Source organism: Paraburkholderia fungorum, assembly GCF_046026025.1.
GTDB lineage: Bacteria > Pseudomonadota > Gammaproteobacteria > Burkholderiales > Burkholderiaceae > Paraburkholderia > Paraburkholderia fungorum_E.
Genome location: NZ_JAQQFL010000022.1, coordinates 38,718 through 59,229, shown reverse-complemented (window position 1 = coordinate 59,229; position 20,512 = coordinate 38,718). Strand labels below are relative to the sequence as shown.

The following is a 20,512-nucleotide window of genomic DNA, read 5'->3' as shown; positions in this document are numbered from 1 at the left end:
TTTATTCTCAAATAGAGAATTTGTCATCTTCACCGTTCAACCCGTTCCAGAACAGGAGTTGCCATGAATTCGCTAAACCCCTTCATTGCACGACTCGGCATTGAGTTCCCCATCATTCAGGCGCCGATGGCGGGCGTCTCCACGCCGCAGCTGGCGGCGGCGGTTTCCAATGCCGGCGGACTGGGCTCCCTCGGTATCGGTGCGAGCACGGCTGACCAGGCGCGCAAAATGATCGAGGAAACGCGCAGTCTGACGCGTGAACCGTTCAATGTGAATGTGTTCTGTCATGCGCCTGCAGAGCGCGATGCGGCGCGCGAAGCGGCGTGGCTGCAATACCTGGCGCCCCTGTTCGCCGAGGCGGGTATTGAAGCTCCGGCCGTGCTCGATGAGATCTACAAGACGTTTCTTTATGACGATGCGGTGTTCGAGTTGCTGATCGAGCAGCGTCCGTCCGTTGTCAGTTTCCACTTTGGTCTGCCGTCCGTGGATCGCATCAAGGCATTGAAGGACGCAGGCATCACGACGTTGGCCAGTGCCACCAGCCTGCGTGAAGCAGCGCTCATCGAGCAGGCCGGCGTCGACGCGATCGTGGCGCAGGGGATCGAGGCCGGCGGCCACCGCGGCATGTTCGACCCGGATGCGATCGACGAGCGGTTGAGCACGGCTGTGCTGGTCCGATTGCTGGTGCAGCGAACGAAACTACCCGTGATTGCTGCGGGCGGCATCATGGACGGCCAGGGAATCAAGGCGGCGCTGGACCTCGGGGCCGCGGCCGCGCAACTCGGCACCGCTTTCGTTCTGTGTCCCGAATCGGCGGCCAATGCCAGCTATCGCGCCAATCTCAGGAGCGGGCGTGCGGCGGCCACCAGGCTGACGAGCGTGCTGTCCGGTCGGCCGGCGCGTGGCATGACCAATCGCCTCATCGCGTTCGGTGAATCGTTGGGAAGTCCGCTGCCCGCGCCTTACCCCGTTGCCTACGACGCCGCCAAGCAGTTGAACGCGGCCGCGGCGAAACTCGGCAACCACGAATTTGCGGCACAGTGGGCGGGGCAGGGTGCGCCTTTGGCGCGCGAGTTGCCTGCCGCGCAACTGGTCCAGACTCTCGCTCAGGAATGGCAAGGCTGAAGGATCTGCAGCGATGCGTAGGACTTCAGATTAACCAGAGCTGGCGTCTGGCCAGCGGTGCCACTCATGGCATGCCCGGTTCGCGCACATGATTCAGATAGGCCGCCATATCAGGCGTGCCCGTCTGGTACGCGTCATGGAAGCGATCGACATCACGCGCCTGCTGTCATCGCTTCGTTCACACGGAATACGGCCACCGCTTCGCCCAGTTGCCGGCTCTGCTGTTCAAGTGAGGCAGCAGCGGCCGACGCTTCCTCTACCATCGCCGAATTCTGCTGTGTCATTTCTTCCATCTGGGTGACGGTGTGGTTGACCAGTTCGATACCGGTCGTCTGCTCGCTGGACGCGAGGCTGATTTCGGCCATGATGGCCCTTACCCGGCTGACGGCCTGGACGACTTCCTCCATGGTCGTGCCGGCGCGAGCAACGAGTGCACTGCCGTCCTTGATCTTGAGCGTCGAGTCGCCGATCAATTGCTTGATTTCCTTTGCCGCCGACGCCGAGCGCTGCGCCAGATTGCGAACCTCGGCCGCAACCACGGCGAACCCCCGGCCCTGTTCGCCCGCGCGTGCCGCCTCGACTGCGGCATTCAGCGCCAGAATGTTGGTTTGAAACGCAATGCCTTCGATCACGCATCACGATGCCGACGATCTCGCCGGAGCTATTGGAGATCGCGTCCATGGTTGCGATGACCTGGCTCACGACCTGTCCTCCACGCGACGCAATCCTGGACGCGCCAATGGCGAGTTCGCTGGCGTTGTGCGCGTTGTCGGCGTTTTGCCTCACTGTGGCGGTCAATTGCTCCATGCTGGCTGCAGCCTGCTGAAGAGATGCGGCCTGTTGTTCGGTACGCGCCGACAGGTCCAGATTGCCGCTCGCGATCGCTTGCGCGTCGAGCACGATCGCCTGAGTGCTGAGGCGCACTTTCTGGACAGTTTGGACAAGGCTGTGTTGCATGCCCTTCAGCGCGTTGAGCAAATATCCCATTTCATTGTCGCGCTGCACGGTGACCGTGCTGGTGAGGTCGCCCGCGGCAATTCGGCCGAAATAGTCGACTGCCGTGTTGATCGGCCGCACAATCGCCCCGGCAAGCACTCGCTGGGCAAACACGCCAAGACAGAGCGCTACCAAACCTGTTGCGCCGAGCGCCCACAGCATGGTGTGGAAGTGCGCGTCGGCAGCGTCGAATCGCGCCCGCTGACGCTGGACCTGGTACTCCTCGAGTGCCGTGAGCGCGCCTTGATAGTCGGCGAACAACGAGGCCGATGCTTCACGCTGGGTGCCGAGAAAGTCGACGAGGTTCTCTTCATCGAGCTGTTTCAGGGCGAGTTGAAATACCTGCTTCAGTAGCTGGTCGCGCTTTACCTGCAGCGCGTCGAGTAGTGGCTTCTCTGCATCGTCCAGCTTGTGTAGACCGCGGTACGCGTCCAGTTCGCGATTGCTCTCAGCCAGAAGCGCATGCAGCCGTCTGACCTCCTGGGCGGCGGGCTTGCCCGCGCTGACCAGTTTCTCCACTTCACCGAAGCCGCCGCGTAGCAACAATAAGCGCTCCGAACTGGTTTTCAGATGCAATAGCGATGCGGTGTCGTCGCGATACATCTCGCGCAGCGCAGTGTTGCTGCTGTACAAGCCGGCAATGCCCGCGACGATGACCAGGATCAGCAGCAGCGTGTAGCTGGCGATCGTTGCGGCGAGACCGCCGCGAATGGTGATTTTTTTGAGCATGAGTATGCGCATGCGCCCAGCGACACAGGTGTACCGCACTGTGCAACTGGCCTGCTTCCTCCGGATGATAGAAATCGACAGATGAAGGGTGTGGCACGGGAACAGGCCGACTCACATGATTACGGCAAACGAGCCGCCCCGGCTTTTCGATCATGCCACATGAATCTAGTGAATTCCGACACGTGAAAATCTGACGCCATGCAGATCGACGCGTCCGGCCAGTTGCCGCGGTGCCTCGACGTACTAGCGTGCTCTGGTCGCGAGCTTGGGCGCGTGGAAGGCCCGCCGGTACAGGGGGCAGCGGGCTACGTACACTCGAGTGGGAGTAGAATTCCCGCCGGGAAGCACTATTTGCCAGTTGATTGACTATCAAAGCCCTGTTTTTACAGAGCGTTATATTCTGGATTGTCGCCTGGTCGTTCTCGTATTCGGGAGAATGCTGGATGAACTCGTGGCGCTTCGGTTTGGCGCAACTAAAGCTGGCGACGGATATAGCGGCTACATCGTTTTGAGCACCGTTTTTAGGATTCACCCATGGAAATTAAAGTCAACTTTCTCGATAAGCTACGTCTTGAAGCCAAGTTCGATGACTTCACGGTAGTGGCCGACCAGCCTATCCGTTATAAGGGCGACGGTTCGGCGCCAGGTCCCTTCGATTATTTTCTGGCCTCATCGGCCTTGTGCGCAGCTTACTTTGTGAAGTTGTACTGCGTAAATCGCAATATTCCTACTGAAAATATCCGTCTGTCGCAGAACAATATTGTCGATCCGGAAAATCGCTACCAACAGATCTTCAAGATTCAGGTTGAGTTGCCGGCAGATATCTCGGAAGCAGACCGCCGGGGTATTTTGCGCTTTATCGATCGGTGTACGGTGAAAAAGGTGGTGCAAGCCGGACCCGAGTTTGTCATTGAAGAGGTCGAAAACCTGGATGCCGATGCTCAGTCGTTGCTGATGGTGAAGCCGGCTTCCGACGCCAGCACCTATATTGCGGGCAAGGATCTGCCGTTGGAGCAAACCATCGCCAATATGTCGGCCATTCTGGCGGGCTTGGGCATGAAGATTGAAATCGCTTCGTGGCGCAACATTGTTCCCAATGTGTGGTCGCTGCATATCCGCGATGCGCATTCGCCGATGTGTTTTACCAATGGCAAGGGCGCGACCAAAGAAAGCGCGTTGGCGTCGGCGTTGGGAGAGTTTATCGAACGCCTGAATTGCAACCATTTCTATGGCGGCGCGTTTTGGGGCGAAGACATCGCCAATGCGGCGTTTGTCCATTACCCGAACGAACGCTGGTTCAAGCCTGGCCGTAAGGACGCGCTGCCCGCTGAAATTCTGGATGCGTACTGCCTGGAAATTTATAATCCCGATGGCGAGTTGCGTGGCTCGCATCTGTACGACACCAACTCCGGCAATGTGCAGCGCGGTATCTGTTCGTTGCCGTTTGTGCGGCAGTCGGACGGCGAAGTGGTGTATTTTCCGTCCAACCTGATCGAAAACCTGTACGTCAGCAATGGCATGAGTGCTGGTAATACGCTGGCCGAAGCGCAGGTGCAATGTCTGTCCGAAATTTTCGAACGGGCGGTAAAGCGGGAAATCCTGGAAGGTGAAATCGCATTGCCTGATGTGCCGCACGAAGTGCTGGCGAAATACCCCGGCATTCTGGCCGGGATTCAGGGCTTGGAAGAGCAGGGCTTTCCGGTGCTGGTAAAGGATGCGTCGCTGGGTGGGACCTACCCGGTGATGTGCGTCACGTTGATGAACCCGCGGACAGGCGGTGTCTTTGCCTCGTTCGGCGCGCACCCAAGCTTTGAGGTGGCGCTGGAACGGAGTCTGACGGAATTGCTGCAGGGGCGCAGTTTTGAAGGCCTGAACGATTTACCTCAGCCCACCTTCGTCAGTAACGCGGTGACTGAGCCCAATAACTTTGTTGAGCACTTCATTGATTCCAGCGGTGTAGTGTCGTGGCGCTTTTTCAGCGCCAAAGCGAATTTCGAGTTTGCCGAGTGGGATTTTTCTGGCCAGGGTGAAAACTCCAATGCCGAGGAAGCCGCAACGTTGTTCGGAATTCTCGAAGAGATGGGCAAAGAGGCTTACATGGCGGTGTATGACCAGCTCGGCGCCGTAGCCTGCCGGATTTTAGTGCCCGGTTATTCGGAAGTTTACCCGGTAGAGGATTTGATCTGGGATAACACAAACAAGGCGCTGTTGTTCCGTTCCGATATTTTGAACTTGCATCGCCTGGACGATGCCGCCCTGGCCGCAATGCTTGAGCGCCTGGATAACAGTGAACTGGATGAGCACTCCGATATTGCCACCTTGATCGGCATCGAGTTCGACGAGAATACGGACTGGGGGCAGCTAACCGTTCTCGAGTTGAAGCTGCTGACTCATCTCGCCTTGCAGCAATTTGAGGCGGCGCAAGAACTGGTGGGAGCCTTCCTGCAGTACAACGACAACACGGTCGAGCGCGGCTTGTTTTACCAGGCCTTGAATGTGGTGCTGGAGGTGCTGCTCGATGACGATCTGGAGCTGGACGACTACGCGGTCAACTTCCGCCGGATGTTTGGCAATGCCCGGATGGACGCGGTAATGGGCTCAGTGGACGGCAGCGTGCGCTTCTATGGGCTCACGCCGACGAGTATGAAGCTGGAGGGGCTCGATAGGCACCACCGCCTGATCGACAGTTACAAGAAACTGCATAAGGCGCGGGCCGATGTGGCGGCTACGGCGAGGTAGGGCTGCCTCGCAGTTAGGAAAGACATCAATGGGGTGCAACAAAAATTGCACCTCGACTGCGCGCAGGTGACTGGAGGGGTTAGGAAGGCTTGGGGGCATTTCGGTGGCGACGCGTCTCGCGGTGTCGTGCATCTGGCGAGCTAGAAGCCGCAGCTTGCTGGACACGCGAGATCGACCTCGCGATGTCCATCAGGCTGGGAACACGCCTGTCGACAGGTACCGATCGCCCCGATCACAAACAACAAACACGATCGTTGCATTCTCGACTTCCCGAGCGATACGCATCGCGACGGCACATGCTCCACCCGCCGAAATCCCGCAAAAAATCCCCTCGATCGCGGCAAGGCGGCGGGCTGCCGCCTCGGCTGTCGCCTGACTCACCGATTCGGTCCGATCGATCCGCGCAGGTTCGAAGAATGCCGGCAGGTATCCGTCGGACCATTTGCGTATGCCCGGAATCCTCGAACCCTCTTCCGGTTGCACGCCAACGATCTGAACCGTGGAATTCTGTTCCTTCAGAAACCGGCTGACGCCCATGATGGTTCCGGTCGTCCCCATGGCCGAAACGAAATGGGTGACGCGCCCCTGCGTTTCACGCCAGATCTCAGGACCGGTGCCTTCGTAATGTGCGAGCGGGTTGTCGGGATTGGAGAACTGATCGAGAACGACACCCCGACCCTCCCGTTCCATCTGCGCAGCAATGTCCCGCGCGCACTCCATGCCCCCGTTGGCCGGCGTCAGGATTATTTCGGCGCCATACGCAGCCATGCTGCGGCACCGCTCCAGGGAAACATCCTCCGGCATGAGCAGCACCATCCGGTAGCCGCGCAACGCGGCCACCATGGCAAGTGCGATACCGGTGTTGCCACTGGTCGCTTCGATCAGCACGTCGCCGGGTCGTATGCGTCCGCGATGCTCCGCATTCCTGATCATTGACAGCGCCGCGCGATCCTTGACCGAGCCTGCGGGATTGTTACCCTCCAGCTTGCCGAGAATGACGTTATTGCGTGCCCGGATCGTTTCATCTGGAAGACGAACGAGTTCGATGAGCGAGGTGTCGCCAATGGCGGCTTCAATGGTTTTGTAGGTCATTTTCCATGAGTACTGGTGCGATGTGAAAACAAGGGCTGTCGGTTCGACTGGCGACGCGCTTTCCCCGATGTCTTATGCGCGTGCGGTGAATGTCTCTGGCGGCTCGGGAGCATCCGCGTCTTCCGGGCTCATGGCGGCCGGTACCGCGCACGAAACCCGCTCCAGGGTCGCTGCTCATGAGCGACAGACTCTCGAGAGAGGTCAGCTCGCATCTAAACTACAATGTATCACGATATGATGTATGTGTGCTTTAGGCCGGCAAACCGGAATGGCGGCCCATCTCCAATCGAAGAGGTATCCGATGGCTATCGATACGACGTCGTTTGCTACGCCACTGACCCGGCTGCTGGGCTGCCGATATCCGGTCATCTCGGCGGGAATGGGCGGTCCGGCACGTGCCGGCCTTGCAGCGGCCGTTTCCCAGGCCGGCGGATTTGGCTTGCTGGGGATGGTGCGCGAGTCGCCCGAGTTGATCTCCCGAGAGATTGCTGCGGTGCGGGCCGTTACGGATCAGCCGTTCGGCGTCAATCTGATTCCGTCGGCCACGGAACCCGAACTCCTGGTAGCAGAACTCAATGCCCGTCTCGACGCTCGTGTTCCCGCGATGTGCTTTTTCTGGGAAGTCGTACCCGAGGTAGTCGCACGAGCGAAAGATGCAGGCGTGTTGGTGCTCTATCAGGTTGGCTCACTCGAGGACGCGCTCGCCGCCGAACAGGCGGGGGCCGATATCGTGATTGCCCAGGGCATTGAAGCCGGCGGCCACGTGCGGGCGCACACGGGGATTCTGACGTTACTCCCCGAAATCGTCAGGCATGTGCGCATCCCGGTAGTCGCGTCGGGCGGGTTCGCGACAGGCGCAGGTCTCGTGGCGGCGCTTGCGTTCGGCGCAGCAGGAATTCACTGCGGCACGCTTTTTCTCGCCACCCATGAGTCGTTCGCGCATGACTATCACAAGCAACGCATTCTTGCCGCGCGGGCGGGTGATACGGTCTATACTGATCTGTTCGCGATCAACTGGCCACCTCACTCTCCCGTGCGCGTCCTGGCAAACAGTGTGACCGGGAAAGCCGGCGATCAACTGTTCGGGCACGACGCCGACAGGCTGCCGCGCGATGTGATCGCCTACGACGAAGGGCGGCCGATCTACCGGTTCAGCACCGATTCACCACTGCGCAGCACGGTCGGCGATCTTGAGCAGATGGCGCTCTTTGCCGGCGAATCGGCCGCGCTCATCGATCAGATCGCGAGCGCCGCGGAAGTCATTGAGCGGCTATTGAATGAGGCAGCGGATGCCTCATCGCGGATCGCGCCATTATGCGTGCGCACCTGATTTGCAACCTTGGGATGGCGCGCCCGTGAGCGCCTTGTGCAGGGTGTAGGAGCAGATCTGCCGTCCGTCGCACTGACGCGCCACGTTGCGGGTCACGGCGGTTCGCGGCGTTTCGCAGTTCGTGCCATAGGTACCCGAAATGATCCTGATTGCCCGCGCTTGCGCGCTCGAGTTTACCGCTACGGCGAGAATACCCGCCATCGCCCAGCCATAGCGAAAGGCGCCGACCAGAAGGAGCGATTTATATCGCCGGTGCGCCATGACCGTGCTCATCTTCGCCGGCTACCCGCGCCAGGACGTTGGCGACTACCCGGTCACAGCGGGCACCGCCGAACTCGAATACGTCGCGTTCGGCGAGATCGATCTCGTGCGCCAATGATTCGCGCAGCAGACTCCTTGCGCGGAAATGCCGGCTGCGCACTGTGGCCTCCGGGATGCCGAGACATTGTGCGGTCTCCTCGACGCTCATTTCCTCGACCGAACGCAGCACGAACACAACGCGAAAGATCTCCGGAAGGTCATCGAGCTTGCGCTCGAGCAGGGCTCGCAGTTCGGCGCGCGCTAACACCTTGTCTGGGGAATCGGAGTCTTGCGCGATCATGGCATCGATATCGACATGGGTGTTCGCGTCCACCATCGGAATCACGTTCTGACGGCGTGCTTCCCGGCGCAGGCGTCCATAGCATTCGTTGAGTACCAGCCGGGTCAGCCAGGTGAGCAGCGTGGCGTCGCCACGAAACCGGCCGATCGATCGATAGGCTGACAGATACGCCGCCTGCAGTGCGTCTTCTGCTTCCGTTCCGTCACGCAACGTGGCACGCGCCAGACGATACAAGCGCCGATTGTACTGGCGCATCAGCAATTCGAACGCCAATCGATCTCCCGCGACGATGCGGCGGACTGCCTCGCGTTCGTTTTCCGCGGGAAACGTCGAATGTGCTGCAACGATGTCCGTCATGACTGCCTCGCCAGGTCGCCCTCACTCATTGCTCGTTCCTCACTGCACGATCAGTGTGCCACGCATCGTGGTGTGGAGCGTGCACAGGTACGGATAGCTGCCGGCCTGGCGCGCCACGTAACTCCACGATGCGTTCGGCTCAATTTCGTGTGAATCGAACGCTGCAGGCGTAGCGGTCGCCGTATGGGGAAACAGATCCTTGTTTACCCACATCACACGATCTCCGCGGTGCACCGTTAGTATCGGCGGATAGAAGCGCATCTGCTCGATGACAATCACGTACGTTTTGGCCGCGGCCTCGGAAACGCCGGCCAGCCACATCGGCATGACCGCAATGAAAGTGAAGGCAAGGACAAAACCGCCGGCATGCAGCACACCCCGGCGCTGTCCGGCCGCGCAAAGTGTCCGGTTATCCACCGCTCTTGCCCAGTTCCGTCTGCAGATGCTTCGCGTGATCAAGATGCGCGACAAACGCCGGACGCACGCTGACGAGAAGCGCCTTCAGTTCGGCATTCTGCGCACCCGGAATCAATGTCTTGTCCAGCGCGTCGAGAACGCTTTCGTGATAGGTCACCTCGTGGCCGATATACGCCCGGTCGAACTCCGCGCCCTTGAGTGTTTTCAGATTGGCGAGGTTCGCATCGCCGCCCTGTTTGAGACTCTGGCTCGTCGCATTGGCTTCCGGCGTGACGCCCAGCTTGTGCACAAGGTCGGTGGCGGCTTTGTTGACGCCGCTGTGATCAGTGACCATACGTTGCGCGAACGCTTTGACATCCTTCGATTTCGTTTTCGATTCCGCGAGCCTGCCTGCGTCGATATCCACCTGATTGGCGGTCACGACGATGGCCGCGATCTGAGGATCGGTGGGGCCGGCGCTCTGTGCCCAGCACGCGAGGCTGGTCAACGCGAGTGCGCTGGTGAGTACGCCGAACCGTGCTGCGCTGACTATCTTCATGTCGTGTCTCCTAAGCAACGATGGCAGGTCCGGGTCGATCCGCACGCGATCCGCGGTCGATCCGATCCTGAATACGGTATTGGATGTCACGTATGCAGACCGCGTTCCCGTTTCAGTTTGCGTTCCCGGATGCGGCCCGCGATGCGAGTTTCTTTGACACGGTTGCTGAACAGCCTTGAGGAATGCGACATGGCTTCGCAACGTGGGGACGATATTGTCCAGGGAATGGGTGCTGAATCAGCGGAAAAGGCGGGGGAGGAAGCGAAAGAACGCTTCATCATGGTTATATTTCATTGCGATATAAAAATCCGCCAGGAGTTGCCGCAACCCGGAAAAACCGGGCTGGCCACGGATTTGGCCTCGTCCTTCGCATGGGCCAGGTTGGCCCTGCTGATGGTATTCGCAGCTTGATTGGATCATGTCGTGATATAAAATAAAGGCAGAATGCCGACATCATTTGGGGGCTGTAGACACCGTATTGCGGCGCGAGTTGATGCCGGTTGCTTGCAAAACAACATGCTGAAGGACGCCGGGATGAAACAATGGATTGCACGGCACTTGTTCGCAGCGGCTCTCGTCGCGTGCAGCATCTGCGAGCCGACGTGGGCAGGCGCGCATTCGGGCGCCCAACCACAAGATATTGGCTCAAGGTGGTGCGCAGAGCCGAACGGCTGCGAGCCGGTCGGGACGAGAAGGGGCACGCCGGCCAGTGGAACGGGTACGCCTTATTTCGCTGATATTCCGATGACGGTTGTCGGTGCGTACGGCCGTACGACGCTCGATATGCTATCGAGCGGACCCTTCATGCTGGTGAAGTGGCCAAATGGCTGCTGCCCGGAAAGCAGACGATGGCACAGGGGTGACACGCGTCGTAACCCGACCGGCGACGACCGGCATGTGATCTTTCTCTGGCCTGCACTGTAGACGATCCATTGGCAAACGAACCATCCGAATGACCGGATGAAGTATCGCCCGGTTGCCGACGCTTGCCGCACCGCTGGCGAGGGGAGCCGTCGGTAACCAGCCAAACGACTACGCTCGCGGCCGCGCGCTGACGCGGAGCGTTTGCATACGTCCCGGCGACGCAAGGAAAGACCGATTCGTAATTCGTGGTCATTCGTCAATTTACATCATGTTATGATATGTATGGATTTCGGGCGCGATAGATCTTCAGCTGTCAGGCAAGGGGAATCATGAGCGAGCACAAAGGCGATTTCGCAACAGATGTCCGGCTTCTGCGTATCAGTGCCATCGCGGCGGTCGGTGGCGCGTTAAGCACGGTGGCCGCCGATTTTCTGCTGCACCTTATCCGCCTCTTCACGAACATCTTCTTCTTCCAGACGATATCCACCGCGAATCATTCGCCGTCGCAAAACGCGCTCGGACTATTCGTTATTGCGGCTCCCGTGATCGGTGGTCTGGCGGTGGGATTGATTGCCCGGTTCGGTTCTGAGCAGATTCGCGGCCATGGCATACCCGAGGCCATTGAAGCGATTCTGTTCGGCAAGAGCAAGATGTCGCCGAAAGTGGCGATCCTCAAGCCGCTCGCCTCGGCGATCGCCATCGGCAGCGGCGGACCGTTCGGCGCGGAAGGCCCGATCATCATGACGGGCGGAGCGATCGGCTCGCTCGTTGCTCAATATTTCCATCTGTCGAGTGCTGAAAGAAAGGCGCTTCTGGTGGCGGGTGCGGTAGCCGGCATGACCGCGGTGTTCGGCACGCCGGTTGCCGCTGTGCTGCTCGCCATCGAACTTTTGTTATTCGAACTGCGGCCTCGCAGCCTATTGCCGGTTGCGATCGCGTGTGCCGTGGCTGGTTTCACGCGGCCACTGCTGTTGGGGAGCGGGCCTCTGTTTCCGTTGCATACCTTGCCGCTCGGTCCGGTCGGTATCGTGTCGTCGGCCATCGCGGGATTGGTTACCGGTATGTTGTCCTGGGGGTTGTCCACGGGCCTTTACAAGGTGGAGGATCTGTTCGGCAGGTTGCCGATCCATTGGATGTGGTGGCCCGCATTGGGCGCAGTCGCGGTCGGTATCGGCGGATATTTTCAGCCGCGTACGCTGGGTGTCGGATACGACGTCATCGGAGACTTACTGCAAAACCACCTTGCTGTGCGCGTTGTGATTGCGATCGTCCTCGTCAAAGCCATCATATGGGTTATTGCGTTGGCCTCGGGCACATCCGGTGGCGTACTGGCTCCTTTGCTGATGATGGGGGCGGGCGTGGGCGCCGTTGCCGCTCCGTACATGCCTGGCGGCGAGCCTGCCGTCTGGCCGCTCATCTTCATGGCCGCGGCGCTTGGCGGCATGATGCGCGCGCCCGTGATGGCCGCGGTGTTTGCATTCGAACTGACGGGCGACGCCAACGCTTTGCTTCCCTTGCTGGCGGCCGCCGCAGTGGCCTATGGTTTTACGGTCCTTTTCATGCGTCGCTCGATTTTGACCGAGAAGGTTGCCCGTCGTGGCTATCACATCTACCGCGAATACAGCATCGATCCACTCGAAAGACATTATGTCGACGAGGTTATGACCCGCGCCATCGAAACGATCGAAGCGAAAACGACGGTTGCCGAAGTACTCCGGGATTATTTCGGGGCAGGGCAGAAGTATCGTGCGTATCCAGTTGTCGACTCCGGAATCCTGGTGGGCATGGCAGACCGGACGCTGCTAGATCAGGTTCCCCTCGAAAAGGCCGATGTACCGCTTGGCACGCTTTTCGTGCAAGGGCGACCCGAAATTGCGCTGCCGCGTGAGACTTGTAGAAGCGTGGCCGCACGCCTCGCCATAACTGGGCTCGACCGTGTTCCCGTGGTCGAAGATGAGAAGACGTATCGCCTCCTCGGCATCGTATCGCGGCACGACCTGGTCAAGCCATCGATGTCGGTGTTCGCCGAAGAGCACGAACTCGAGCAATTCCGCCGCGTGTGGATTCCGCTAAGCACGCGCCTCGCACCGACCAGCAAGCGGGAAGATACGTTGGAGAAGCATGTTGATGTGGAGCGGTGAAAAACAACAGCACAATGGAGAGACAGATGCCTCAGGACGGAAAAGTAACCCGGTGGCTAAGTGAGGTTCGCGCGCGCATGAGCAGGTCCGCGCATAGCAGGCCATGGGAGAGACAGCCATACGATACGGAATGGTCTGAATACCGAAAACTGTCTGCCGTTTTGAAATCGGTTGCGGCGAAAGTGCTGGTGGAGCGCGACAGGCACCTGCGCGACGTGCCGTACGAATACTACGCAATGGGACTGGATCCGCGAATGGTCTATTCATGCGCCTACTTCGAGAACGGCGATGAAGATCTTGCAACTGCGCAACTGAAAAAAATCGATCGCGTCCTGACGAAAATCGGACTCGAGCCGGGGCACAGTCTGCTGGATGTCGATTGCGGATGGGGGGCCTTGGTGATTCGGGCTGCTGAGAAGTTCGGCGCGCGTTGCGTCGGCATTACCCAGTCGAAGCATCAGTTTGATTGGGCTAACGAATGCATCAAGGCAGCGGGCCTTGCCGAGCGCGTCGAGATTCGTTTGCAAGCCTATCCCGATGTCAAAGGCCGGTTCGACCGGATCACGAGCCTGGGCATGTTCGAGTTCGACAGTCGCGGCGATCTTCTGGATTACTTTGCAATCTTGCAGGAGCATCTTGCAACAGACGGCGTGCTCGTCAGCCACGGAATCATGTCGGCGGGATCCGGCAGCGGCGAGTTCGGCTCCGACGGAGGCGAGTTTGCCGGCCGATATGTGTTTCCGGACGACGAACTGCCCGATCTTGGCTATGCGTTGAATGCAATGCGGGAAGGCGGACTGGAGGTATCGGACATTCAGAATCTGCGTCGGCATTGTGTCAGGACGCTGCGTTTATGGGAGGAGAACCTCAAGGCAAAATCGATGGCGTTGCGGCAACACGCCGATGATCGGAGCTTTCAGACGTGGCGTGACTATCTGAGTGGCTGGGCCACGGCACTCGAGCATGATGACGTGGCGATTTACGAAATAGTCGGACGTAAGGTGGGCACGCACGCCAGTGCGCTACCGTGGCCTGGCGCCGTGGGTTGATCGTCCGGTGACTTGCTTGCGCGCTCAACCGCCGTGCTGCGAGTTATTAGACTTGCCGTTACACACAATATTTATAGCTTCCCTTTGCTAATAAGGGATCAGTTTTTCTAGTGTCGCGACGGGCCGATTCGAAGACGAGCGAAGATGCCGACAAAAGGACATGAGACACGCGGATCGCGGGTAGCAATTGCGCCCCATTCATGGACTGACCGGGCCGCCAGCTGTGCCGGCTGCCATGCGGTGCGAGGCAGCTTGCAGCAGGCATGTCGACGAATACGCCTGAGCACCTGCTCGACTGGTCGTGACGGGGTTCATCTTTCTGATTGTGAGCGGCATAGAGGTACTCGTGATGCGCGTACAGGTTGCACGACCGAACTCACATCTAGGGCACGCGCGAGTTGTCCGGCGCAGGCCCACGGGCGGTTTGTTTCGGGGAGGGCTCATCGGCCGTGTCTTCCGCGCCGACCACGCCGGTGTTAGCACCTTGCTGAACGACGGCAGTTGCGATATTGCGTTTGGCGTGACCAAACCACTCGAACAGAGGGTTGAGCGGCCACCTGCTGACAAAATTTCACTCAGCCTACAAGACCTTCTTCACATCCAGGTTCACCACCTCGAGCTGATAGTCGTTCAGCGTGGGAATCTCGATGTACGGAGTAAAAAATGGTCTTCCCAAGGCGATCGTATCGCCCGCCTTGATGAGGTGATTCTCGCCTTTGTTCTCCCGCACGAATAACTCGAACCGCCTGGTGAGACCCTCACGTTTCGGAAAGCAGCCACCCCTCACCGACAGCGATTTTCCGACGACCTCGGTAATGGCACTCTCAATACAACCTCTGCCATTGTCAGCGGGATTGCGACCTACATCCGATACTGGCCAGGGTGACGTCGGTATCTCGATCATAGCGGGTGACCCAGCGGTTCCAGGTCAGCCGGCCGGGCTCGTGTTCCGTGGTGCAATATGCACCTGAAACCGAAATCAGTCCGGAAAAGTGATGTTCTCCCGACCCCCTTGAAACATTGTTGTCGTAGCCGTTCCAGGCATAGTAGACGTTCGCGCCAATGCCGAGGGGCAGGGTGTTGTTGAAGAAAACACGTGTCGCCGAAAGCTGAACTGTGAGGTCGCCTCGGGTCTGTCGCAGACTGGTCGGGAGACAGCCACCTTCACTCAGTTCCTGACTGCAACGGCAACGCCATTGGTTGTGAAGATAACGGCGGCGGCCTCGGCCAATTCGGCGTCGGTGCTTTGCACTGGTGTCGCCCCCAGGTTCGCTTGCTTGCGCTTTGTCCGCAGCAGTGGCCAGAAAAGTTGCATCACCCCTGTTTCTACCGGCATTCCCACGGGTACACCATAGGCGTCCTGACGGCAGTGTCGTTGTCCCTGGGCCGTACCATGCAGGAAGTCCCAGATGCAGAGAATGTTCCCATAGTTGGACGATGCGTTGCCATAGCGGCCGATGCCATGATGAGCGTGATGAAAGTCCTGTAGGACCACCACCTTTTCGACGACGTCGAGCAGCAGGCGTCCCGCCGCGTAGCGCCGCAACCAGAGATCCCAGCGATAGCCCGTATGTTGCAATAGCGTCACGACGCCCTTGAAGCCGAACGCCACTGCCGAGGCCGTGCCGGCGCCTGCATAGATCAGCCAAGGCGCCATCCAGACCGCCGGAATGAGGAAGTAGTAGAACGTGTTCTCGCGCGATGCCATCAGGACGTTCAGATAGATCGGCGTGTGGTGCGGTTTATGCGGACGCCACTGGACCGGCCAATGGATATGCGCTTGCCGTCCGCGCTGAAGGTGGTGTTCCAGAGCGACGGTACCGACTGCGCATGCTTTGGCGGAACAACGGTTTCGCCCGCGTGGTCGAGCGTGGTGTTGTCGGTGAACTCCACGACGTCCGCGCGCGTGCCGTGCGAGCCGCGCGAAAAATAGGTCGTCGCGACGACACTCGTCTTGTGGTCGGGCGAGACGGCGAAGCCCGGCAAGAAGCATGATGCCGTTCGGCGCTTCGCGTGCGGGCTCTCGCATCGTCGCAGTCGGCGAGCACGGCCTCGTTCTGCTCTCCGACGACAACGGCCACGCGTGGCGGCAGGCAAAGCATGTGCCGATCGACGCGACGCTCTCTTCGGTCACGTTTTCCGGAGCGTTGCGCGGATGGGCGGTCGGCCAGTGGGGAACCATACTCGCGACCGACGACGGCGGAGAAACCTGGCGCGAGCAGCGGCTGGACACCTCGACCGACCAGCCGCTGTTCTCGGTCGCCTTCACCGACGAGCGGAACGGCTTTGCCGTGGGTTTGTGGTCATTGCTGCTCGTGACGCACGACGGCGGCCTGACATGGACGAGGACAAAGCTGCCGAAACCGCCAAGCGGTGCGAAGCCGGACCTGAACCTTTACTGCGTGTTCGGCGATCGCGGCGGTGCCGTCTATATCGCGGCCGAGCAGGGCTCCGTGATCAGGTCGACTGACGGCGGCGCGAACTGGACTTATCTGGAGACAGGCGGCAAAGGTTCGCTCTGGGCGGGAACGGCGACGTCCAGCGGCCGCATCGTGGTCGGCGGCCTGCTCGGCAGCCTGTTCGAGAGTACCGATGGCGGCGCGACATGGTCCCCATTGCATTCGGGGACGAGCAGCTCGATCACCGGGATCGTCGGGGCCGGGGATGGATTGCTGGCCGTTGGCCTCGACGGCGTGATGCTGCGCGCGCGCCCGGGTTCGACGCAGTTTGAGGCCGTTCAGCGCGCCGATCGCGCGGCGCTGACTGCGGCCGTGATCGATAACGAAGGGAGGCCTGTCCTGTTTTCGAAGGAAGGGATACTCGAGCAGCAGTAAGCGCTGCATGTCCGGCTCTCGTGCGGACCGGCTGAGCCACCCCGCACGAAAAGGAAGGGGCGGCCAACCATGGACGTTCCCTACACTCCCTGACGAACCGTCTCGATTCGACATCAACGGGATTCGAGCGAGAGCCTGCGGAACGCCTGAAAACGAGGAACCTTCAATGGAATATCAGTATTTGCTGCTTGATGTCACCGACAAGGTAGCGACGGTCACCATCAACCGCCCCGACAAAGTCAATGCGCTTGCGCCCGGCGTCCTCGAGGAAATCACTTCCGTCTTCACGCGCCTCGGCGAACGGGAGGACGTCAGCGTGGTCGTCCTGACGGGCGGTGAACGATATTTCTCGGCAGGATTCGATCTCAACGAAATCCGCAAGCTGGAGAAAGTTTCGAACGAAGCGTACACGGCGCTTTTTCATCGCGCCTACCGGGCGATCCTTTTCTGTTCGCAGCCGGTCATCGCTGCAGTGGGCGGTCCGGCCATCGCGGGCGGCTTCGATCTGACCATGATGTGCGACATCCGTTACGCGTCCACCCGCGCGAAGTTCGGTCAGCGCGAAGTGATGCTGGCGTTGACGCCGGCGCTCGATCCGCTGTGGCGAATCATCGGGCTCGGCCGCGCGAAGGAAGTCGCACTGACCGGCCGTATCTACGACGCGGCAGAAGCAGAACGGATTGGCTATGTCAGTCGTGTGTATCCGGAAGGCGAGTTGCTCTTGTCGGTGAGTGCGATTGCGGCAGAGATGGCCGGCTGCGACCGCATGTGCCTGCTCGAAACGAAGCGTCTTTCCAATCAGTTGCTCAATCTCGACCTCGACGGTGCAATGCGGACTCAGGAGTGGCTTTTTCGCAGCTATATCGGCTCGGACGAGAATCATCGGCGCATCGACGCGCTGCAGGCTCGCCTTGCAGCCGACCGGCGCAAATAATCGGCGTCGCCCACCCTAAACCGAAAACACAGGAGAACGACGCGATGAACGTGCTGATCGTATTCGCCCACAACGAGTCTCAATCGTTTAACGCATCCATGAAGACCCTCGCCGTCGAGGAATTTCAGGCGCAAGGGCATGAGGTGACGGTATCGGATCTCTACGCCATGCAATGGAACCCCGTTGCGGACCGCGATGACTTCGGCAGCCGCGCCAACGCGGATTACCTCGTCTATGCGCTGGAGCAACGGCACGGCTACGCGAAGAAAACCCTGGCGCCCGACATCCAGGCCGAACTGGAGAAACTGGACTGGGCCGATCTGGTGATCTTCAACTTCCCGGTCTACTGGTTCTCCATGCCGGCCATTCTCAAAGGCTGGGTCGACCGGGTCCTCATCTCCGGCCATTGCTATGGGGGCATGCGGTTCTACGACCGTGGCGGACTGAAAGGCAAAAAGACGATGCTGGCCATGACCATCGGCGGCCAGCAGCACATGCTGTCCGAGGGCGGTATTCACGGAGAGCTGGAAGACATGCTCCGGCCGATCCTGCGCGGTACGTTGGCCTATACGGGCATGACCGTGCTGCCGCCGTTCGTTGCCTGGCATGTTCCCTATATCAAGCCCGAGCAGCGCACTGAAATGCTGGAGCAGTATCGCCAGCGACTCCGGCAGATCGAGAGCCTTGAGCCGCTGCAGTTTCCGTCAATGGACGATTTCGACGACATGCTGCGACCCAAGGCGGCGCTTGGCGAACCCCATTGAAAAGGAAGCCGCCATGTCATTGATTCTTTCGCGCCGCGACCTGAACTTCCTGCTGTACGAATGGCTCGACGTCGAGAAGCTAACGACGGCCGCACGCTATGCGGACCATTCGCGCGAGACCTTCGACGCCGCGCTGGACACCTGCGAAAAGATCGCCACCGATCTCTTCGCCACGCACAACAAGAAGAACGACGAGCAGGAACCGCATTTCGACGGCGAGACCGTGCACGTTATTCCCGAGGTCGGGCGCGCGCTCGCCGCCTTTGGCGAAGCCGGCCTGATGGCCGCCGGACAGGACTACGAGCTTGGCGGCATGCAACTGCCGATGGTGCTCGAGAAAGCGGGCTTTGCCTGGTTCAACGCGGCGAACATCGGCACGACGACATTCCCGTTCCTCACGATCGGCAACGCGAATCTACTGCTGACCTACGGCACGCGCAAGCAGATCGACACGTTCGTGCGGCCGGAAATGGAGGGCCGCTTCTTCGGCACGATGTGCCTGTCCGAGCCGCAGGCGGGCTCGTCGCTCTCGGACATCACGACGCGCGCCGAGTACGAGGCAGACTCGTCGCTTGGTGCGCAGTACCGTCTGCGCGGCAACAAGATGTGGATCTCCGGCGGCGAGCATGAGCTGTCAGAGAACATCGTACACCTCGTGCTTGCGAAGATCCCAGGCCCGGACGGCAAGCTGGTGCCGGGCGTGAAGGGCATTTCGCTCTTCATCGTCCCGAAGTACCTCGTCGGTGAGGATGGTTCGCGCGGTGAGCACAACGACGTGGTTCTCGCGGGTCTGAACCACAAGATGGGCTATCGTGGCGTCACGAATTGCCTGCTGAATTTCGGCGAGGGTGTGAAGTATCGGCCGGACGGCGAGGCGGGCGCGATCGGCTATCTGGTGGGCGAGGCCGGCCAGGGGCTCACCTACATGTTCCACATGATGAACGAGTCGCGCATCGGGGTGGGGCTCGGTGCGGCGGCGCTTGGTTACACCGGCTATCTGCATGCGCTCGACTATGCGCGCAACCGTCCGCAAGGACGTGCCACGGGACCAGGCGGCAAGGACCCGGCGAGCCCGCAGGGCAGGCTGGTGGAACACGCGGACATCCGCCGCATGCTGCTGGCGCAGAAGAGCTACGCGGAGGGTGGGCTCGCGCTCAATCTGTACTGCGCGAAGCTCGTCGACGAAGCACGCGCGGCCGAGGCCGAGGACGACAACCAGGCAGCACAGGCATACTCGCTGCTGCTCGACATCCTGACGCCGATCGCCAAGAGCTGGCCGTCGCAATGGTGTCTCGAAGCGAACAACCTCGCCATTCAGGTGCATGGCGGCTATGGCTACACGCGCGAGTACAACGTCGAGCAGTTCTACCGCGATAACCGCCTGAATCCGATCCACGAAGGCACGCACGGCATCCAGGCGCTGGACCTGCTCGGCCGCAAGGTCACGATGAAGGACGGCAGGGCGTTGCGGATGCTCGTCGACCGGATGCGGGCGAGCGCCGCAAACGCGAAGGCAACCGGCGACACGGCGCTCGTGGAATACGGCGCGAGGCTCGATGAGATGGTGACGCGGCTCGTGCAGGTGACCGACGCACTATGGGCCGCCGACGATCCCGCGCTGACGCTCGCCAACGCCTCGGTCTATCTGGAGGCGTTCGGCCACGTGGTGGTGGCGTGGATATGGATCGAGCAGGCGCTCGTGGCGCAGGCCGCGCTCGCCAACTCGGACGACGAAAGCGATAAGGCGTTCTATCGCGGCAAGCTTGCCGCAGCAACGTATTTCTATCGATGGGAATTGCCGCGTGTTGGTCCGCAACTGAACCTGCTCGCCTCGCTGGATCGCACCGCGCTCGATATGCGGGACGTGTGGTTCTGAAGAACGGCATTGCACCGGAAAGCGGTCGCGGTTTACCTGATGCGCCGCTGCATTCGAGGATGCAGCGGCGCACGCGAAGGGGAGGCCGGAGAATCGAACTTCGCAGGCGCGGGCGGCTTCCTTCCC

16 protein-coding genes and 2 pseudogenes are annotated in these 20,512 nt (G+C 60.2%); 10 read left to right on the top strand and 8 right to left on the bottom strand.

From position 1 onward, the window contains the following. The first annotated feature begins 63 nt into the window (after positions 1–63). Positions 64–1,125 (top strand): NAD(P)H-dependent flavin oxidoreductase, encoded by a 1,062-nt coding sequence (locus PQR67_RS22985; RefSeq protein ID WP_408464367.1) that lies wholly within the window; start codon positions 64–66, stop codon positions 1,123–1,125. Positions 1,126–1,277: 152 nt separating this feature from the next. Here PQR67_RS22985 and PQR67_RS22980 read toward each other — a convergent pair. Beyond that, positions 1,278–2,850: pseudogene (locus tag PQR67_RS22980) on the bottom strand (methyl-accepting chemotaxis protein). A gap of 534 nt (positions 2,851–3,384) precedes the next feature. Between PQR67_RS22980 and PQR67_RS22975 the strand changes: the two are divergent. Next, a complete protein-coding gene (locus tag PQR67_RS22975; protein WP_408464365.1) occupies positions 3,385–5,589 on the top strand; it encodes an OsmC domain/YcaO domain-containing protein in 2,205 nt (734 codons plus the stop codon). Between the two features lie 189 nt (positions 5,590–5,778). On the opposite strand, the gene cysM is transcribed toward PQR67_RS22975, so the two are convergent. After that, positions 5,779–6,681: a cysteine synthase CysM gene (gene cysM, locus PQR67_RS22970; protein ID WP_408464363.1), complete on the bottom strand. Its 903-nt coding sequence runs from the start codon at positions 6,679–6,681 to the stop codon at positions 5,779–5,781. A 301-nt stretch (positions 6,682–6,982) separates the two neighbouring features. Between cysM and PQR67_RS22965 the strand changes: the two genes are divergently transcribed. Next, positions 6,983–8,011: an NAD(P)H-dependent flavin oxidoreductase gene (locus PQR67_RS22965; protein ID WP_408464361.1), complete on the top strand. Its 1,029-nt coding sequence runs from the start codon at positions 6,983–6,985 to the stop codon at positions 8,009–8,011. Between the two features lie 241 nt (positions 8,012–8,252). On the opposite strand, the gene PQR67_RS22960 is transcribed toward PQR67_RS22965, so the two are convergent. The 3 genes from PQR67_RS22960 to PQR67_RS22950 form a co-directional block, all read right to left on the bottom strand. Further along, complete coding sequence (locus PQR67_RS22960) at positions 8,253–8,969, bottom strand: RNA polymerase sigma factor (protein ID WP_408464359.1); 717 nt, start codon at positions 8,967–8,969, stop codon at positions 8,253–8,255. Positions 8,970–9,008: 39 nt separating this feature from the next. Beyond that, entirely contained in the window at positions 9,009–9,305 is a 297-nt protein-coding gene (locus PQR67_RS22955; protein WP_408464518.1) for a cupredoxin domain-containing protein, read from the bottom strand. Positions 9,306–9,378: 73 nt separating this feature from the next. Continuing rightward, on the bottom strand, positions 9,379–9,924 hold the full coding sequence (locus tag PQR67_RS22950; RefSeq protein ID WP_408464357.1) for a DUF4142 domain-containing protein: 546 nt from the start codon (positions 9,922–9,924) through the stop codon (positions 9,379–9,381). A 189-nt stretch (positions 9,925–10,113) separates the two neighbouring features. Here PQR67_RS22950 and PQR67_RS22945 point away from each other — a divergent pair, with 189 nt between their 5' ends. The 3 genes from PQR67_RS22945 to PQR67_RS22935 all read left to right on the top strand — a co-directional run bounded on the left by PQR67_RS22945 (position 10,114) and on the right by PQR67_RS22935 (position 13,978). Further along, a complete protein-coding gene (locus tag PQR67_RS22945; RefSeq protein WP_408464355.1) occupies positions 10,114–10,335 on the top strand; it encodes a hypothetical protein in 222 nt (73 codons plus the stop codon). Positions 10,336–11,117: 782 nt separating this feature from the next. Beyond that, complete coding sequence (locus PQR67_RS22940; RefSeq protein ID WP_408464353.1) at positions 11,118–12,929, top strand: chloride channel protein; 1,812 nt, start codon at positions 11,118–11,120, stop codon at positions 12,927–12,929. A 26-nt stretch (positions 12,930–12,955) separates the two neighbouring features. Then, positions 12,956–13,978, top strand: a complete 1,023-nt coding sequence (locus PQR67_RS22935) for a class I SAM-dependent methyltransferase (protein ID WP_408464351.1) — start codon at positions 12,956–12,958, stop codon at positions 13,976–13,978. A 580-nt stretch (positions 13,979–14,558) separates the two neighbouring features. Here the strand turns inward: PQR67_RS22935 and PQR67_RS22930 are convergent. The 3 genes and pseudogenes from PQR67_RS22930 to PQR67_RS22920 form a co-directional block, all read right to left on the bottom strand. Beyond that, positions 14,559–14,708, bottom strand: coding sequence for a hypothetical protein (locus PQR67_RS22930; protein WP_408464526.1), 150 nt, complete (start codon positions 14,706–14,708; stop codon positions 14,559–14,561). 438 nt (positions 14,709–15,146) lie between these two features. After that, positions 15,147–15,698, bottom strand: a complete 552-nt coding sequence (locus PQR67_RS22925; protein WP_408464516.1) for a sterol desaturase family protein — start codon at positions 15,696–15,698, stop codon at positions 15,147–15,149. A 47-nt stretch (positions 15,699–15,745) separates the two neighbouring features. Next, a pseudogene (locus tag PQR67_RS22920) lies at positions 15,746–15,967 on the bottom strand (amine dehydrogenase large subunit); the annotation flags it as partial. Between the two features lie 2 nt (positions 15,968–15,969). Between PQR67_RS22920 and PQR67_RS22915 the strand changes: the two are divergent. From PQR67_RS22915 to PQR67_RS22900, 4 genes are all read left to right on the top strand, one after another. Continuing rightward, on the top strand, positions 15,970–16,812 hold the full coding sequence (locus tag PQR67_RS22915) for a WD40/YVTN/BNR-like repeat-containing protein (protein WP_408464349.1): 843 nt from the start codon (positions 15,970–15,972) through the stop codon (positions 16,810–16,812). Positions 16,813–16,978: 166 nt separating this feature from the next. Continuing rightward, positions 16,979–17,746, top strand: a complete 768-nt coding sequence (locus PQR67_RS22910; protein WP_408464347.1) for an enoyl-CoA hydratase/isomerase family protein — start codon at positions 16,979–16,981, stop codon at positions 17,744–17,746. A gap of 44 nt (positions 17,747–17,790) precedes the next feature. Then, the gene (locus PQR67_RS22905) at positions 17,791–18,510 is read left to right on the top strand and encodes an NAD(P)H-dependent oxidoreductase (RefSeq protein ID WP_408464345.1); all 720 of its coding nucleotides are present in this window, start codon (positions 17,791–17,793) and stop codon (positions 18,508–18,510) included. Positions 18,511–18,523: 13 nt separating this feature from the next. After that, positions 18,524–20,386, top strand: a complete 1,863-nt coding sequence (locus PQR67_RS22900; RefSeq protein WP_408464343.1) for an acyl-CoA dehydrogenase — start codon at positions 18,524–18,526, stop codon at positions 20,384–20,386. Positions 20,387–20,512 lie beyond the last annotated feature (126 nt).